This is a genomic window from Kitasatospora sp. NPDC057542, assembly GCF_042801945.1.
Taxonomy (GTDB): Bacteria; Actinomycetota; Actinomycetes; order Streptomycetales; family Streptomycetaceae; genus Kitasatospora.
The window spans coordinates 1-16,177 of the sequence record NZ_JBHVFE010000028.1 but is presented as its reverse complement, the minus strand read 5'-3'; the positions used below and the strand labels follow the sequence as shown (position 1 = coordinate 16,177).

Genomic DNA, 16,177 nt, shown 5'->3' with positions numbered 1-16,177 from the left:
CGGTCCGGCCGGCGACGCCGACACCGGCCCCGATCCCAGGCCGGCCGGGACGGGCAACAACCCACTCGGGCACGAGGATCATGGACTTCGGCTGGAGTACCATGAGCACGACCCAGCCAGATAGGTTTCCGCCGCGGGGGTGACGGTTTGGAAGAGTCGGCTATGCCACCTGATGTGACGCGTCGTGACGATGCCGGTTCCGGTGGTGGGGTGCTCGATGCCGCCGTGACGCGTCGTGACGACGGCGGTGGTGGTTCCCCGGCTCTGCTGCGACTGCCGTCGGCGCTGGCCGAACGGTTCGTGGTGGTCGGGGAGTTGCCGCACCAGGGGCGTGAGGCGGACGTGCTGCTGGTCCGCGACGCTGCGGGGGGTGAGTTCGTCGCGAAGGTGTACCGCAGCGGGGTGCGGGTCATGCCCGAGGTCTGGGAGCGCCTGCGGGGACTGGACACCAGCCATGTGGTGCGGGTGGTCGAGACGGGCTTCTCGGACGGGCGCGACTTCGAGGTGTCGGAGTACCTCCCCTGCGGATCGCTGGAGGACCTGGTCGGGGTGGGGACCGTGCTGGCGCCGGCCGCCCTGTCCGGGGTCGTCTCCCAGTTGACGGAGGCCGTGGCGCATCTGCACGGCGCGGGGATCGTGCACGGCGACCTGAAGCCCTCGAACGTGCTCTTACGCCGGCGGGATCCACTGGAGTTGGCGCTGGCGGACTTCGGCGTGAGCAAGTCCCTGGATGTGACGTCCCGGTTCACGCAGCGGGTGTTCGGGACGCTGGCGTACTCGGCGCCGGAGTACCTGTTCGGCGCGGAGGTGTCCGGCTCGCAGGACTGGTGGTCGGTCGGGATGATCGCCCGTCAACTGGCCACCGGCCGTGCGCCGTTCGACGGCCTGTCGGAGCCGGCGGTCCGGCATCACCTGGCGACTCGGCCGGTCGACGTGTCGGATGTGGCGGACGAGCGGGTACGGCTGCTGTGCAGCGGGCTGCTGGTCAGGGATCCGGGCCGCCGGTGGGGCGCTTCCGAGGTGCGCAGGTGGCTCGACGGCGGCACCCCGGAGGTGGCGGAGGAGTCCCCCGCCGCGGGCACCGAGCCGGCGAGCGCCACCGGCCGCAGTCCCCTGCAGTTCAACGGTGTGAAGTACACCGAGAAGACGGCACTGGCCCGGGCCCTGGCAGCGGACTGGGAGACCGCCGCACGCCGGTTCTTCGTGTCCATGGGGGAACGGGACAACCCCAGCCAGGGCTGGCGCCAACTGCGCAACTGGCTGGCGCAGTTCGACGATCCCGAGCACGACGGCGCCGAGGAGCTCGTGGACCTGGTCGACGTCCACCTCCCGGGGACCGACGTGCCGGACGCGAAGGTGCTGCGGCTGCTGCACTGGCTCGATCCGACGATGCCGCCCGTCTACCGCGGCACGCGCATGCTTCCCGAGGACCTGCTCACGCTCGCCGAACAGGCCTTGTCCCCCCAGGACGACGACGGGCGCCGGACCGCGCGGGGGCTCGTCGACGAGTTGTACACCCGCGACCTGCTCGCCGTCCTCGCGACCTTCGGCGAAGGCACCCACCAGCTCGCCGATGTGAACCGTCGCTGGCACGACCTGAATGCCCGCTGGGACGGGCTGCGGGAGTCGACCGCGCTGCCACCCAGGATCCGGAGCGAACTCGCGGACTCCGAGATCCGCGTGGAGGCGCTGGCCGTCGCCGTGTCCCCGGAATGGGCCCGGGCGCTACGACAACGGGTCGAATCCTCCGCGGCGTCCGTACCGGGCAGGATCGGCTGGTTCGACGCGCTGCTGGCCGACGGCGGGGACCCTGTCCGTCACCTGGCGGCCCTGCGCACGCTGACGACCGCCGTCGCCGAAGCCCGTCGTCTGGAGGAGGCGCTGCGCGCCAACGAGGCCGCGGCGACGGCCCAGCGGCGCGAGTGGCAGGAATCCGAGGAACGCAGGCAGTCCGGTACCGGAGAGGCGATTCTGCGCGCCATCGGCGGAGTGGCCCTGCTGTTCGCCCTGCCGGTCGGTGTGCCGCTGGTCCTGGGAACCCTGGTCGGCGAGGAGGAGTTCCTGACGCGGTTCATCCCTGCCGCGACGGTGACCTGCGGGGTTCCGCTCGTCTGCGAGCTGGTGCTGGCAGCGAAGCTCGGACAGGTCTACCACCCGCAGTGGTCCCTTCAGTCCCGCCTCGCCGACATCGGCCGCCGTCTGTCCGGCGGGCGGGAAGCACTGGCGACCCAGCTGCGGCCGATGCGGAAGAGGACGATCGCCTTCGGCGGGGGCTGCATCCTCTACCTGGTGCTCGGCAGCGTGATCTGGGTGATCGTCACACTGGAGATCTGGTCACCGATCACCCTGGTGGTCGCGGCGGGGTACGGATTCTGGTCGTTCCTCCGGTACCGGGAGTGGCGCACGGCACACGAGGCGCAGCAGACGCAGGTTCTGGGGGAGCGATGAGCGGGCCCAAGTGCACGACGTACCGGGTAGACGAGGCCCTCACCGCGGCGGCGTTGCGCGCGGCCGCGGAGGACGCCGCGGTGCGCGAGGCCACGCGACGCCGTGAGGAAGCCGCCCGCCAGGCGGCCCTCCAGGCCGCGGCCGCCCGGGACGCCGCCGTGCGCGCGGTGAAGTCGCGCAACGCGCGGATCGCGGCTCTGGCCGTGTCCCTCGAAGGCTTCGAGCAGCAGTACGGTGCCTCCGTCGGCGTGCGGCCTCTCGAACCGCTGCGCATCGACGCGCAGTCCACGTCCCAGCTGGAGGACTGGTGCGCCGAGGCCGATCGCGCGCTGGCCGCCGCGGAGCGGGAACTGCGGGAACAGGCCGCCCGCGCCCTCGCGGCGAGCCTGTTCGCCGACGTGGCCGGGCACACCGCCGGGCGCCGTCCGGTCGGCGCCGCCGAGTTGTTCGCGGACCGCCCGAAGCCCTCCGGCGTCGTCGTCTCCGAGTCCTCGGACGAAGCCGCGCGCGAGGAGGTCGAACAAACCCTGACCCGGGTCCTGTCGCGCCTCCTTCCGGACTGCGGCGAGGGCGACCGGGCGGACGCTCGGCAGGCCGCGGCGCGGGTGGCCGAGGCGACCACCCTCGACGAAGCACGCACCTGGCTGACCGAGACGAGGCTCCGGGTCCAACGTGCCAATTCGGCCGCGGAGGCCAGGCGGCGCGACGCCGACGAGGCGATCGGGTTCCTCCACGACCTGGAGAACGCCCGGGTCGCGGACGTGGACCCGGTGCGGGCCCTGCTCGCGGAGGTCGTGGCCGGCCGCCGGGCCCTCGACGAGCCACTGCGCCGACGGGTGGCCGGCTGCCGGGCCGCGGCCGAGGCGGAAGCCGAACAGCGGTACGTGGTCAACACGGTGACGGACGCCCTGACCGACCTCGGCTACCAGGTCAGCCAGGGGTTCGAGACGCTCACCGTCACCGACGGCGCCCTGCGCCTGTCACGGAGCGAGTGGCCCGAGCACGCGGTCAACCTGGTCGTCGACCAGCAGGGCGGTCAGATGCGTACCGCGGTGGTGCGCACCGCTGCCGGAAGCGGTGACGACGACGCGCACATCGACGTCGAGCGCGAGGAACAGTGGTGTCAGGACTTCCATGAACTCCGTGGCCGCCTCGCACGGGCGGGGCTGAGCACGGACGTCCAGGTCGCCGTCCCGCCCGGAGAGGTTCCGGTGCCCCTGGCCGTCTCCCCGGCCGCTTCGAGCACGCGGGCCCGGCCCAGGTACCGGGAGCGCGATCGGTGATCCGCCCGAGGGACTGACAGGGTCCGGACCGGAAGCCGGCAACATGTGGAGGGGGAACCTTGTCCGCCGAGGACACGCACGCACCTGATGGCGTCCCGCCGACGGCGGGGCCGCCGTTCGTCCGGGAATTCGACGCGACCCTGCCCGTCCACTCACAGTTCGTGCTGTGGGGGAACCGCCATGACAGCTTCCTCGTCCGGGAGTCCGGCAGCACACGCCCCCGCCTGCTGTCCTTGCTGGACCTGCTCTGGGAGACGCTCCGTGCGAGCGGCTACGCGTGCCTGCTCGTCCACGACCCCGTGGACGGTCTCCGGGTGCACCTGCCGGCCGGTGCCACCGACGAGGAGGCCGGTCAGGCCGAGGCGGCCGCGTCCCGGCTGCTTCCCCGGCGTCCACGGCCGGGAACACTTCCCTCGTTGGAGACCCTGCGCACCCTGATGGCCGAGCTGGCCCGTCCCGCACAGCCGGTCCGGGCGGCGCTCGCGATCGACGACGCCTCCCGCATCGCGCGCAGTGCGACGGAGCTGGAGCCGAACGAGCGGGACTTCTTCAGGTTCTGTGCCAGGCTCTCCCGGACCGCGGTTCCGGTGGGTGCGCAGAGCGGCCGTACGACCCCGCTGTACAACCCGGTGATCTGGCTGGCTGACCGTGAGGGCGATCTACCGGCCTGGCTCACCTCGGCCAACGACCAGATCCGGTCCATCGGGCTCCCGGTGCCGGACCTGGGTGACCGGCAGGCCACCGCGCGCCTGCTGATGAAGCTCTTCGGCGTCACGGACCTCGACTCGGACCCGCGCGCGACCGAGGCCTGCGACGCGTTCGCGGCTCAGACGGACGGACTCACTCTGCAGGCGATGATCGAGGTCACGCGGCTGGCCCGGGACCGCGGCCTGACGATGACGGAGCTTCCGGACGCGATCCGCATCTACAAGCTCGGCGTCATGGACAACCCCTGGAAGCGGGAGTACCTCCGCAAGCGGATCACGGACGGCCAGCATTCGATCCCGCAGCGCGTCGTCGGACAGCCGCAGGCCGTCACCAAGACCCTCGACATCCTGAAGCGGGCGGCCCTCGGGCTGTCCGGCGCGCAGCAGTCCCGGTCCTCGGCCCGGCCGCGTGGCGTGCTGTTCTTCGCCGGTCCCACGGGCGTGGGCAAGACGGAACTGGCCAAGGCCATCTCGTCGTTGATCTTCGCGGACGAGTCCGCCTACCTGCGGTTCGACATGAGCGAGTTCTCCGCGGAGCACGCCGGGGACCGGCTGATCGGGGCGCCACCGGGGTACGTCGGATTCGAGGCGGGCGGCGAACTGACCAACGCGGTGCGTCAACAGCCCTTCAGGGTGATCCTCTTCGACGAGATCGAGAAGGCCCACCCGCGGATCCTGGACAAGTTCCTGCAGATCCTGGAGGACGGCCGGCTGACGGACGGGCGCGGCTCGACGGTGCACTTCTCCGAGTCCGTCCTCGTGTTCACCTCCAACCTCGGCACGAACGTGGAGGACGGCGGCGGGCGGCTCGTGCCCCACGTCCACCCCGACATGCCGTACGAGGAGATCGAGGAGCGCATGAAGGCGGCGATCAACGACCACTTCACCAGGGTCCTCGGCCGGCCGGAGCTGCTCAACCGCTTCGGGGACAACATCGTGGTGTTCAACTTCATCGACCGTGAGGCGGCCGCCCGGATCTTCGGCCTCCAGCTCGACAACATCGTCTCCAGGGTCCACGAGGAGCAGGGCATCGTCCTGGAGGTGGACCCCGAGGTCCGGGCCGCACTGCGGAAGTGCTGCACCGACAACCCGCACATGGGGGGCCGGGGCATCGGCATGGCCCTGGAATCGCAGTTCGTCAATCCCCTCGCCCGGGCCCTGTTCGACCGCGACCCGGCCGCGGGTGCGCACGTCCGGGTGACGGGCCTTCGGCGCGAGGGCGACATCGTCTCCGTGGAGCTGGCATGACGCCCTCCCCCGACTCCCCCGCCGTCCCCGGACCCGGCCCCGGCCCCGTCAGGCTGATGCTGAACAAGGCGCACTACCCGGTGACCTCGCTGGGCCCCGGGACCCGGGCGGGCATCTGGACGCAGGGCTGCACGATCGGCTGTGCCGGGTGCGTCTCCCGGGACACCTGGACGGCCGATCCCGGCACCTTCGTGGACCTCGCGGCACTCCAGGACTGGCTTTCCGGCCTGCCCGATCCGCTCGACGGGATCACGGTCTCGGGGGGAGAGCCGTTCCAGCAGCCCGAAGCGCTCGCCGCGCTCCTGGAGTGGGTCGGCGCCTGGCGCCGCGAGCGGACCGCGCCCCTGGACGTGCTCGTCTACAGCGGGTACTCCCTCGCCCGGCTGAGGAGGGAGCACTCCGCGCTCCTGGACCACTGCGACGCGGTGCTCACCGGTCCGTACGTCGAGCGCCTCAACAGCCCCGGACTGCGCTGGAGGGGTTCGAGCAACCAGCGTCTGACCGCACTGACCGATCTCGGGCGCGAGCGGTACGAGGGAAGCGGCTCCGTCGACTCCCCGCCCATGCAGGTCGAGGTGGCCGACGGCCGCATCTGGTTCATCGGCGTTCCCCGCCAGGGCGACATGGACCGCCTGAGCGCCCGGCTCCGATCGGCCGGCATCACCATGGAAGGGGTGTCATGGCGCAGCTGATCTGTTCGTCCTGCGGCCTGGCGGCGGAGGACGACGATCTGATCTGCCGGGGATGCTCGGGAAACCTCAGCCGTCCCGTCGTCGCCCGGTACCCGCTGCCCGGGCCGCCCGTGCCCCCACCCCCGTCCGTGCCCCCGCTCGTGCCCGCGGCCGGGGCGGGGACCCCGGGGACGGCGGACGGGGGCGACCCGGCCGAGGAGGAGCAGCCCCGGGTCTGCCCGCACTGCGGAGCCCCGGTTCCGGTGCCGACCAACCAGGTGTGCGTGGCCTGCCAGCGGATGCTGGGCGAGGCGCGCCCGTCCCGTGCCGCCGGCGCCGGCGAGCAGGCCGGGGACGTGCACGCGACCCGCCGCGACATCCCCACCGTCGTCCTGCGGATCCGGTTCGGTGCGGTGGAGCGCACCGTGACGCCGGGCAGCACCCTGCTCCTCGGCCGCGCTCCGGCCGCCCACACCACGCGCGGCCTGCTGGAACGCTACGACAACGTGTCCCGTCAGCACGCGACCGTCGGCCTGGAACCGGACGGCACCGCGTGGGTACGGGACGAGCACTCCACCAACGGCACCTTCGTGAACAGCAGCCCGGTCAGCGCCGGCGCGCGGACACCCCTGCGGGACGGCGACGTGCTGAGGCTGGCGGCGGACTGCACGCTCGGGATCACCGTCGACCAGCCGGGTGAAGGGGACCGGCGATGACCGGCCCCCGGGACGTGGTCGAGGTGACCGTCACCGCGATGACCCACCGCGGCGCCGTCCGCGGCGGCAACGAGGACGCGTTCGTCATCGGGTCGCTGACCGCGGCCGGTGTGGACACCGTCGATCCCGTCGTGGTGCGGCTGCTGGTCGAGGAACCGACCGTGGTCGCGGTCGCCGACGGGCTCGGTGGCCACAACGCCGGCGAGATCGCCGCGGCCCTCACCGTCCGCAGGCTGGCGGAGCGCGCCCGGAGCACCGGCGTCGGCGAGCTGCTCCGGGAGATCAACACGGAGCTGTACGAGCTGGCCGAAGCGGACCCGGCGTGTGCCGGTGCGGGAACCACGGCCGTGGGACTGTGGCTGACCCCCGGCCGGGTGTTCTGGTTCAACGTCGGCGACTCCCGCCTCTACCGCGAGGACGGCGGCTACCTGGGGCAGGTGTCGGTGGACGACTCTCCCGTGACGGACCGGGACGAGCCGGGGCGGGCAGCCACCCCTACGAACCTCGTCCTCCAGACCCTCGGCGGTGCCGCGTCCTTCGAGCCCGTCCACCCGCACACCGGCACCGAGCGGTACGTCCCGGGCAGCCGGTGGCTGCTCTGCAGCGACGGGCTGTCGGACCTGGTGGACGTGGCCGAGATGGAAGTGATCCTCGCCGGGAACCCCGACGACGACGTCCGGGCGGTGAAGGCCCTCTGGGTCGCCGCGATGAACGCCGGCGGCCGGGACAACATCACCGCCCTGTTGGTGCGCTGCTGAGACCCGACCGCGCGGCCGGCCGGCCACCGCTCCGGAAGGAGCGGAAGCCGGCCGGCCCGTACGTCACCCGTACCGGTCAGTCGCAGCCCTTGGTGCTGTTGGCCGTGATCGCCTCGGCCGTGTAGGGGCACTGGAAGCCGATCCAGCGCAGCTTCTCCCATATCTGCGACCAGGGCTTCAGCGGGCCACGGCACACCATGAACTTCTGGTCGTTGTCGGACACCGGCAGGTCGTTCTTGTACTGGCCGCGCTCCTCGCACGACTGGAAGAGCTCCCCGAACGTCTTCGGGTCGGCGCCGATGGTGATCACGGTCGTCTTGTCGTCGCCGGGCCGCCCGAAGTCGGCGTACGAGTTGTGGCCGCTGTACGCCTTCGGCAGCCCGTACGTCGGCCCCCACTTGTCGATCGCGCCGGCCTGGCCGTAGTGGTTGCCGTAGACGACGGTGCGCGCCTGCTCGTCCGCCGGCAGCGAGTGGTAGATGCTGCTCACCTGCCGGGTCATCTCGGGCCAGCCGACCTGGTCGAACTGGACGATGGCCAGCTCCTTGAGGACCGGGTTGTCCGCGTACGTGTCGATCGGGAGCGTGGGCAGCACCAGGACCGCGGACATCGCCCCGTTGAGCACGGCCAGCCCGCCGATCACCCCGATTCGCTTGCCGCTGCGCATCCACCGGTCGACGACCACGGCCCCCGCGGCGAGGAGGACGTACTGCAGCGAGGTCGTGTAGGCGCCTTGCCCCCCGATGATCAGCAGCACGACGCACATCAGCGGGTACGACCAGCCGACGAACCGGTAGGCGCGCCACTCGGGACGACGCAGCAGCGCGACCAGCCCGGCGATCCACACCGGGTTCAGGAAGAGCCCGATGAGGAGGAGCTGCGTCGGGAGGAAGGTGCTGCGGGACAGGGAGTCCAGCGCCTTGGACAGCGCGGCGCTCATCTCCAGCTGCGGCATGCCGTGCGTCACCTGCCAGATCAGCACCGGCGAGGCGATGACCGCGGCCACGCCGATCGCGGCCGGGAACCGCCAGGTCCGGAACACCCACCGCGGTCCGAACACCAGCAGACCGGCCCCGAGGCACAGGAGCAGGAGAACCAGCAGGTACTTCGCGGTCAGGCCGACGCCGACCACGACGCCGATCGCCCACCACAGGCGGGTGTCGCGGGTGCGCACCATCCGGATCAGCAGCCAGGACGCCGTGATCCAGGACAGCTCGTCCCAGTTGTTCGTGCCCATGATGTGGCCGGTGAACATGACCAGGCCCGACGCGAACGCCAGGTACGCCGCGAGCTTCTGCGCCCGGGTGCCGCCGCCCAGCTCGCGGGCGATCAGCGGGGCGAGCAGCACGGCCACGGCGGCCATGAGCGCCGGCATCACGCGGAAGCCGAAGAGGTTGTCCCCGAACACCGCGATCTCGACCTTGCCGACGAGCGCGACGAGCGGCGGCTGGTCGATGTAGCCCCACGCGAGATGGCTGCTCGCCACCCGGGTGTAGAGCTCGTCGATGTGGTAGCCGTGCCGGGTGGCCAGCGCCAGCAGGCACACCGTCATCGCGGCGGCGGCCAGTGACACCGGCCGCCAGGGCACGGGGGTCAACCCCTCGGGCGGCTTGGACGCCTCTTGTTCCGAGGAAGCGGTCGCTGTCGCGAAAGTCATTAGGGACTCCATGCCGTCGTGGCTCGCTGCCGTGCCGGATGCCGGGCACGACTCAGCCCTTAAATATCGAGGCGCGCACCTCCGTCCTCAACGAACTTGAACCGTGCCGACATTGCGCAGGCCGGACGGTGGCCCGAGCCCGGGGCGGGGACACGGCTGGCCTCGGAATTTCATCCACGGGTCAACTTCATGGCGGGATCCCCCCTCCGCCGGAACACTCGGTGACGTCAGCTGCCGTCTCACAGGGAAGCCACGGCATGACCACACCCCTGCCACGCAACCGGAACTACCGCATCCTCTGGTCCGGCATGTTCCTGTCCGAGATGGCCGCCGAGATCGCGTACATCGCGTTCCCGCTCCTCCTGCTCGCCCACGGAGGCTCGGCGGCCGCCGTCTCCGGTGTCGCCGCCGTGCTCGCCGGCGCCCGTACGCTGGTCAGCCTGCCCGCCGGGGCGCTGGCCGACCGCGTGAACCGCAAGCGGGTGATGGTGGTGGCCCAGGGCGTCCGTACGGTGGCGATGCTCAGCATCGCCGTCGCCGTCCTGCTGGGCGACTGCCCGCTGTGGCAGGTCCTGCTCGTGGCGGTCGTCGAGGGCGCGGCCGCCGGCATCTTCGTCCCGGCCGAGAACGCGGCCCTGCCCCAGGTCGTGCCGGAGGACCAGCTGCCGCAGGCGCTGGCACGCAACGCGGCCCGGCCGTTCGCCGCGCTCCTGATCGGTCCGGCACTGGCCGGCTTCACGTTCGGGCTGTACGAGGTGCTGCCGTTCACGCTGAACACGTCGGCGCTCGCGGTGTCGTTCCTGGCGCTGGCGGCACTGCACCTGCCGCACCGCGCCGCCGGGCCCTCGGCCGACGAGGGGACCGCCGCTGCCGCCCCACCGCGGCCCGACGGGTTCAGGACGCTGCTGCGCATGCCGGTCATCCGGGCGACGATGGCCTGGATCGTCGGTGTGAACCTCGCGTTCCACACCCTGGTCGTGCTCGTGCTCATCGTGTCGGGCGAGGACCACGTCGCACCCGGGCAGATGGGCCTGATGATGACGTGCTTCGGCGCGGGCGGCCTGGTCGGCGCCCTGGTCGCCGACCGTCTGCACGCGGCGGCGCTGTCGCCGGCGGCGCTGGTCATCGGCTCGACCTGGGTCTTCGCCGCCGTCGCCGCCGTCATGGCGTACGCACCGCGCGGCGTGCCGCTCGGCATCCTGCTGGGCGTGGCCGCGATGGCCATGCCGATCGCGAACACGACCGTGATCACCTGCCAACTGTCGGCCGTGCCCGACGGCATGCGCGGCCGCCTGTCCGGCCTGGTCGGTCTCGGCTCCGAACTGGCCGCCACGGCCGGCCCCGTCGTCGCCGGCGTGCTGTCCGCCGGCACCCGGGACGGCGCCGTGAGCATCCTCGGCGCGGCCGCTCTGCTGGTGGCCGTCGCCGGCGGCGCCACCCTGAGCCCGACCCTGCGCCGCCTCGCACTGCCCCGTCCGTCGGCCGTACAGCAGCCGGCGCACTCCTGACCACCGACACCGGAGGAAGAAGATGCAGAAACTGCAGTTGCGCGACGAGGACATCGTCGCGATCGAGAAGGTCACCGCGGAGGTCGCGGAGCGCTTCTCGACCATCGAGGATCCCGCCCTGCACCGGGCCGCCCAGGTCTACGCGCACGAGTTGCCGCGCGAACTGCGGACGGCGCTGGTCGACTTCAAGCTGACCGAGCCGTCGGGTGTGCTGGTCGTGTCCGGACTGCCGGTCGAGGACGCGGAACTCGGGCCCACCCCGCCGGACTGGCGCGACAAGGCCGCGCCCGACGCGACGCTGCGCTTCGACATCCCGTTCCTGCTGATCAGCTGCCTGCTCGGCGAGCCGATCGGCTGGGCCACCCAGCAGGACGGGCGGGTCATGCACGACATCTTCCCGATCCGTGCCCACGAACACGGCCAGATCGGCTGGGGAAGCGCGGAGACGCTCGCCTGGCACACCGAGGACGCCTTCCATCCCCTGCGCACCGACTACCTGGCCCTCATGTGCCTGCGCAACCCCGACGCGGTGGAGACCACCTTCGCCGACATCGCCGACGCGCAGCTCGACGACGCGACGCGCGCGGCCCTGGCGGAGGAGCGCTTCAGGATCCTGCCGGACGACTCGCACCGTCCGCAGAACCAGGTCGCGGGCGGCCAGGAAGATCCCGAAGTGGCCGAGCTCAGGAGGCGCAGCGCCGAGCGGGTGGAGAGCGCCCTGCAGTCCCCCGAGCCGGTCGCGGTTCTCTTCGGCTCGCCGAAGGATCCGTACGTCCGGCTGGACCCCTATTACATGCAGGGCGTGCAGGATGAATCCGAGCAGCGGGTCCTGGACAAGATCGGGAAGGCCCTGGACGACGCGATGGGCGGAGTGGCCCTGACTCCCGGCGATATCGTTTTCATTGACAACTACCGTGTGGTTCACGGCCGTAAGCCCTTCCAGGCGCGTTTCGACGGCACCGACCGTTGGCTGCGTCGGCTGAATATCACCCGTGATCTGCGAAAGTCCCGGCACACCCGGTTGTCGGCGGCGTCGCGGGTCATCTACTGAGGACGTCCTCGCCGCCCTCGAACGCCGGCTCGCCACTCGACACGATCCGCATCGCCCCGGGGTCGTCGGTGGCGAGCGCGCCCGGGGCACCGTCCTGTTCGAGTGCGGGAGCACACATCGGGCCGGCCGCGGATCGCCTGCCGGACCGGCTCGGTGACGGCGCCTCCGACGGAGACGCGTACGGAGGCACCGGCACCTCGCCCCGGCCGCGCGGCAGGGCCGGGTCGGCGATCGCCTCGCAGCCGTCGACGAGCCTCACCAGCAGGTTCACCGCGATCCGACCCGGGGCGTGTCCGGTGCCACCCGGCCGCAGCCCGCACAGTACGGAGGAGGTCGAGCGCCGCTCGACAAGCACTCAAGGGCTCCACGTCACCACCGCCACCCGGTCCGGGCAAAGTCGGAAGATTTCGATCTTGCCATTGCCGGTGGCACACCCGTAGGCTTCTGCGTGCCATAAGCGCATCAGGTGTGACACGGGGGCGACAGTGTTGCGCATTCATGTAACCAGCGAAGACATTCAGCGCTTAAGAATGGTCCACACCTTAGGACCGATGTCCGAAGCGCTCTTCGCACTTCACCGTTTCGGACGTGACCGTGCTCGCGGCGGTGTCGGTTGGCACAAGTTCGTGCGCGAGCGACTTGGCGACGACCTGCCCGCCGTGGACAAGGTCGTCTCCGAGTACCGAGTAATTCCCGATCTCCTGTGGCTGCTCGAACGGGACGGGCCCGACGCGGATTCGGTGCCGTCGGCCGTACGCGCCAGAGCTCGCAGCCTCGCCCAGGTGGTCGTCCTGTTCTGCTGCGCGGGCATCCTGCCCTACTGGTCACGCATGCAGGCCCGGCTGGAGATCGAGCGCGACGTGCGCGGGCGGATGGCCATCACGAACGGCATCGAGTTCCTGCTCGCGGGCCTGCACCCCAAGGTGACCTGGGAGTCCTCGGAGCTGCGCATCGCGTCCGACCTCGATCTCGACATCGAACTCGACGGGCGCGGCCTGATCCTGAGCCCCTCACTCTTCCTCCCTCCCAAGACCTGCGTGCTCGTGCGCTCCGAGCGGCAGTCCGGCGTGCCCGCGCTCGTCTTCTCCGTGCCGCTGGATCTCAACGACCTGGAGTCGACTCCCGAGGACTCGGAGGTCGAGGGCGACCGGGCGCTGGCCGCCCTCGTCGGAGCCACCCGGGCGGCCGCCCTGCGCGCGCTGTCCGAGAGCGGCACCACCGGCGATCTGTCCGACCGGCTCGGCATCTCCCTCTCCGGTGCCAGCAAGCAGGCCACCGTGCTGCGCGAGGCGGGCCTGATCACGACGTTGCGCAACCGCACCACCGCCATGCACACCCTCACTCCGCTCGGACTGGCGCTCCTGCAAGGGGAGTTGCCCACCGAGCTCACCGGCCTGCCGGGCATCCCGGGCAACCCGCCGGCGGGTGAGCTGCGGGGCGGTCCGGGGCTCCGCAGCGCTAGGGCATGACCTGCGTCTCGACCACGCGACCTTCGACGAGCAGCACCACCGCGTCGGCCCGTTCCAGGGAGGCCAGGTTCGCGGCCGAGGCCACGACGCAGAGCCCCTGCCGGTCCACCAGGTCGCGCAGCAGGTCCAGGATCGCCTCCGCGTCGGAGGACGGAAGCCCGCTGGTGAGGTCGTCGGCGAGCAGCACGTCGGGGGCGTCGGCGACCGCGACCGCGACCGCGGCGGCGCGTTGCCGACGCCCCGTCAGGTCGAGTACGGGGGTGTCCCGCTCGTCCCACAGGTCCAGCCGGTACAGTGCCTCGCGCAGCAGTTCGGCCGATCCGGCCGGCAGTCGATCGAGCACCGAGGCGAGCGTGCCGGTCGTCGCCAGCTGCTCCGTCACCGGCCGCAGTCCGACGTGCGAGAGCCGGAGGTCCTCGGCCAGACGGACCTCGCCCGTCGCCACCGGATCCAGCCCGGCGGCGCACCGCAGGATGCTGGTCTTGCCCGCGGCGGCCGGCCCGGCCAACGCCGTCCAGGTGCCGGCCTCGGCAGCGAAGCTCACATTCTCGATCACATATCCGGACTCGATGCCGCCGGCTCCGATCGTGCCGACATGGCACAGCTGCAGAGCCGGACGATGGTCAGTCATGTCGATCTCTTTCAACGTTCGGGAGGTAAGTTGTGCAACCGGTCCGCCATCCCCGTTCCACTCCGGCGGAGGTGGGCCGATTTTATCCATCTCCGCTTCCGGATACTCGTCATGAGCAGCATGTTATGGTCTCCGGCGCTGATGAGCCCATACCCCCTGCCGCAGGGAAAGAACTACAGCCTGCTGTAATGCGCATGGCGGCCCGGTGTGCTCCGGTGATCCGCACCTGGACGTCACTGCTTCGGGCCACAATCTATCTGCTCGGGGAATTCGGCACCGCGGCCATGAGCCTCCTGTCTTTCCTGCTGCTCTGTCACCCGAGCCTGCGTCAGGCGTGGGCCGACTGGCACCGGCAGCGAGCCGGCCGTCTGCTGGGCCGCCCGGTCCGCGCGCAGAGCATCGCCCTGCCCCGTCATCTGTACTGGCTCGCCCTCCACGTCACGTTCGGCCTCGCCTGCGGGCTCGCCGCGGTCCTCTGCGTCGGCAACGCGCTGCTGATCGTGGTGTCGCTGCCGCTGTCGTGGGCGTTTCCGCCGGACGACGACTCGAAGCCGACGCTGGACCTCCCGGTGGTCGGCTGGCACGAAGCGCTCTCCGGTCCGTCGGTGGGGACCCTCCTGCTCGCCGTCGGCTGCCTGGCACTGCCGAAACTCGCCACGGGTCACGCCCGTCTGACTCTCGCCGTGCTCGCGTCGTCACGCGCCCAGAGACTCGCCGATCGCGTGGCCACGCTCACCCGCACCCGCACGGACGCGCTCGAAGCGCACGGCGCCGAGCTGCGGCGGATCGAGCGCGACCTGCACGACGGCACCCAGGCACGGCTGGTGGCCGTGGCGATGCGGCTCGCGGTGGCCCGGCGGTGCCTCGACCGTGACCCGGCCACCGTCGCCCGGATGCTGGCCGAGGCGACCGACGTCAACGAGGAGGCCATGGTCGAGCTTCGCGAGGTGCTCCGCGGCATCTACCCGCCCATCCTCGCCGACCGCGGACTGCGGGGAGCCCTGCGCACCGTCGCCGCCCGGGCCGGCGTGCCGGTCTCGCTCGACATCGGCGAACTTCGCCGGATCCCTGCGGCCATCGAGGCGGTCGCCTATTTCGTGGCCACCGAAGCGCTGACGAACGTGGCCAAGCACAGCCGGGCCACCGAGGCCGGGCTGAAGGTGTGGAGCGCCGAGGACGTGCTGACGGTCGTCGTCACCGACAACGGCGTGGGCGGCGCGCGGGAGAACGGCGGCAGCGGACTGGCCGGTCTCCGTGGCCGCGCGCAGGCCCTCGACGGCTGCGTCACGGTCGTCAGCCCGGAGGGCGGCCCCACCACGATCACCGTAGAGCTGCCGTGCGGATAGTCATCGCGGAGGACAACGTCCTGCTCGCCACCGGTCTGGAGCTGCTGCTGGCCAGTTCCGGCTACGAGGTGGCCGAGGTCGCCGCCGACGCCGAGGGATTCCTGGCCGCGGTGGACCGGCACCGCCCGGCCGTCACCATCGTCGACGTGCGGCTGCCGCCGCGGTTCCGCGACGAGGGGATCCGGGCCGCGATCGAGGCCCGGCGCGTCCATCCCGGCCTGCCGGTCCTGGTGCTGTCCCAGTACGTGGAGGAGACGTACGCGTCCGAGCTGCTCTCCAGCAGCGGTGGCGGCGTCGGCTATCTGCTCAAGGACCGCATCAGCCGGGTCGACGAGTTCCTGGCGGCGCTCGACCGGGTGGCCACCGGCGGCACGGCTCTCGACCCCGACGTGGTGACCCAGTTGCTCGCCAGGCGGACGCAGCCGCTGTCCACGCTCACCCGACGGGAGCGGGAGGTCCTGGCGCTCATGGCGGAGGGGCACGACAACGCCACGCTGGCCAAGAAGCTGTGCATCACCGACAACGCCGTGCACAAGCACATCGGCAACATCTTCGCGAAGTTCGAGCTCACCGAGACCGACGCCGGCCATCGGCGGGTCCGGGCCGTGCTGACCTACCTGGAGGCATCCTGACGGCTTCGAACCGGTGAACGACGAAGCGGCGGGCCCGTTCGGGGAACGGGCC

At 71.5% G+C, this 16,177-nt stretch carries 14 protein-coding genes; 11 read left to right on the top strand and 3 right to left on the bottom strand.

Annotation, left to right across the window (positions count from 1 at the left end):
- Positions 1–225 precede the first annotated feature (225 nt).
- The 6 genes from ACFU7Y_RS06175 to ACFU7Y_RS06150 are packed head-to-tail and all read left to right on the top strand — an operon-like array spanning position 226 to position 7,831.
- A complete protein-coding gene (locus ACFU7Y_RS06175; RefSeq protein WP_380766610.1) occupies positions 226–2,448 on the top strand; it encodes a serine/threonine protein kinase in 2,223 nt (740 codons plus the stop codon).
- Positions 2,445–3,731, top strand: a complete 1,287-nt coding sequence (locus ACFU7Y_RS06170; RefSeq protein ID WP_380766609.1) for a hypothetical protein — start codon at positions 2,445–2,447, stop codon at positions 3,729–3,731. Before ACFU7Y_RS06175 ends, ACFU7Y_RS06170 begins: the two co-directional genes overlap by 4 nt.
- Before the next feature lie 59 nt (positions 3,732–3,790).
- Positions 3,791–5,686 (top strand): AAA family ATPase, encoded by a 1,896-nt coding sequence (locus tag ACFU7Y_RS06165; protein ID WP_380766608.1) that lies wholly within the window; start codon positions 3,791–3,793, stop codon positions 5,684–5,686.
- The gene (locus ACFU7Y_RS06160) at positions 5,683–6,378 is read left to right on the top strand and encodes a 4Fe-4S single cluster domain-containing protein (protein WP_224273799.1); all 696 of its coding nucleotides are present in this window, start codon (positions 5,683–5,685) and stop codon (positions 6,376–6,378) included. Before ACFU7Y_RS06165 ends, ACFU7Y_RS06160 begins: the two co-directional genes overlap by 4 nt.
- Positions 6,366–7,073 carry an FHA domain-containing protein gene (locus tag ACFU7Y_RS06155; RefSeq protein ID WP_380766607.1) on the top strand — a complete coding sequence of 236 codons (708 nt, stop codon included), beginning with the start codon at positions 6,366–6,368 and terminating at the stop codon, positions 7,071–7,073. The genes ACFU7Y_RS06160 and ACFU7Y_RS06155 overlap by 13 nt, the downstream gene beginning before the upstream one ends.
- Positions 7,070–7,831 carry a PP2C family serine/threonine-protein phosphatase gene (locus ACFU7Y_RS06150; protein ID WP_224273795.1) on the top strand — a complete coding sequence of 254 codons (762 nt, stop codon included), beginning with the start codon at positions 7,070–7,072 and terminating at the stop codon, positions 7,829–7,831. Before ACFU7Y_RS06155 ends, ACFU7Y_RS06150 begins: the two co-directional genes overlap by 4 nt.
- A gap of 76 nt (positions 7,832–7,907) precedes the next feature.
- On the opposite strand, the gene ACFU7Y_RS06145 is transcribed toward ACFU7Y_RS06150, so the two are convergent.
- On the bottom strand, positions 7,908–9,488 hold the full coding sequence (locus ACFU7Y_RS06145) for a glycosyltransferase family 39 protein (RefSeq protein ID WP_224273793.1): 1,581 nt from the start codon (positions 9,486–9,488) through the stop codon (positions 7,908–7,910).
- A gap of 257 nt (positions 9,489–9,745) precedes the next feature.
- On the opposite strand from ACFU7Y_RS06145, the gene ACFU7Y_RS06140 reads away from it, so the two are divergent.
- Together ACFU7Y_RS06140 and gntD are read left to right on the top strand one after the other, a co-directional pair.
- Positions 9,746–10,996: an MFS transporter gene (locus ACFU7Y_RS06140; RefSeq protein ID WP_224273791.1), complete on the top strand. Its 1,251-nt coding sequence runs from the start codon at positions 9,746–9,748 to the stop codon at positions 10,994–10,996.
- Between the two features lie 22 nt (positions 10,997–11,018).
- Complete coding sequence (gene gntD / locus ACFU7Y_RS06135; RefSeq protein ID WP_380766606.1) at positions 11,019–12,047, top strand: guanitoxin biosynthesis L-enduracididine beta-hydroxylase GntD; 1,029 nt, start codon at positions 11,019–11,021, stop codon at positions 12,045–12,047.
- On the opposite strand, the gene ACFU7Y_RS06130 is transcribed toward gntD, so the two are convergent.
- Positions 12,037–12,402 (bottom strand): hypothetical protein, encoded by a 366-nt coding sequence (locus ACFU7Y_RS06130; protein WP_224273849.1) that lies wholly within the window; start codon positions 12,400–12,402, stop codon positions 12,037–12,039. The genes gntD and ACFU7Y_RS06130 overlap by 11 nt on opposite strands.
- A gap of 271 nt (positions 12,403–12,673) precedes the next feature.
- On the opposite strand from ACFU7Y_RS06130, the gene ACFU7Y_RS06125 reads away from it, so the two are divergent.
- Complete coding sequence (locus ACFU7Y_RS06125; protein WP_224273788.1) at positions 12,674–13,516, top strand: helix-turn-helix transcriptional regulator; 843 nt, start codon at positions 12,674–12,676, stop codon at positions 13,514–13,516.
- Here ACFU7Y_RS06125 and ACFU7Y_RS06120 read toward each other — a convergent pair.
- Positions 13,506–14,147, bottom strand: a complete 642-nt coding sequence (locus tag ACFU7Y_RS06120) for an ATP-binding cassette domain-containing protein (RefSeq protein ID WP_224273787.1) — start codon at positions 14,145–14,147, stop codon at positions 13,506–13,508. The genes ACFU7Y_RS06125 and ACFU7Y_RS06120 overlap by 11 nt on opposite strands.
- Before the next feature lie 284 nt (positions 14,148–14,431).
- Here ACFU7Y_RS06120 and ACFU7Y_RS06115 point away from each other — a divergent pair, with 284 nt between their 5' ends.
- Positions 14,432–15,493 carry a histidine kinase gene (locus tag ACFU7Y_RS06115; RefSeq protein ID WP_224273779.1) on the top strand — a complete coding sequence of 354 codons (1,062 nt, stop codon included), beginning with the start codon at positions 14,432–14,434 and terminating at the stop codon, positions 15,491–15,493.
- Positions 15,484–16,125: a response regulator transcription factor gene (locus ACFU7Y_RS06110; RefSeq protein WP_224273777.1), complete on the top strand. Its 642-nt coding sequence runs from the start codon at positions 15,484–15,486 to the stop codon at positions 16,123–16,125. The genes ACFU7Y_RS06115 and ACFU7Y_RS06110 overlap by 10 nt, the downstream gene beginning before the upstream one ends.
- Positions 16,126–16,177 lie beyond the last annotated feature (52 nt).

What these genes read in the sequence shown, in the direction of transcription:
- ACFU7Y_RS06150 (WP_224273795.1), top strand. Translation starts at nt 7,070, where the DNA reads ATGACCGGCCCCCGGGACGTGGTCGAGGTGACCGTCACCGCGATGACC.
- ACFU7Y_RS06140 (WP_224273791.1), top strand. Translation starts at nt 9,746, where the DNA reads ATGACCACACCCCTGCCACGCAACCGGAACTACCGCATCCTCTGGTCC.
- gntD (WP_380766606.1), top strand. Translation starts at nt 11,019, where the DNA reads ATGCAGAAACTGCAGTTGCGCGACGAGGACATCGTCGCGATCGAGAAG.
- ACFU7Y_RS06160 (WP_224273799.1), top strand. Translation starts at nt 5,683, where the DNA reads ATGACGCCCTCCCCCGACTCCCCCGCCGTCCCCGGACCCGGCCCCGGC.
- ACFU7Y_RS06170 (WP_380766609.1), top strand. Translation starts at nt 2,445, where the DNA reads ATGAGCGGGCCCAAGTGCACGACGTACCGGGTAGACGAGGCCCTCACC.
- ACFU7Y_RS06155 (WP_380766607.1), top strand. Translation starts at nt 6,366, where the DNA reads ATGGCGCAGCTGATCTGTTCGTCCTGCGGCCTGGCGGCGGAGGACGAC.
- ACFU7Y_RS06115 (WP_224273779.1), top strand. Translation starts at nt 14,432, where the DNA reads ATGAGCCTCCTGTCTTTCCTGCTGCTCTGTCACCCGAGCCTGCGTCAG.
- ACFU7Y_RS06145 (WP_224273793.1), bottom strand. Translation starts at nt 9,488, where the DNA reads ATGACTTTCGCGACAGCGACCGCTTCCTCGGAACAAGAGGCGTCCAAG.
- ACFU7Y_RS06120 (WP_224273787.1), bottom strand. Translation starts at nt 14,147, where the DNA reads ATGACTGACCATCGTCCGGCTCTGCAGCTGTGCCATGTCGGCACGATC.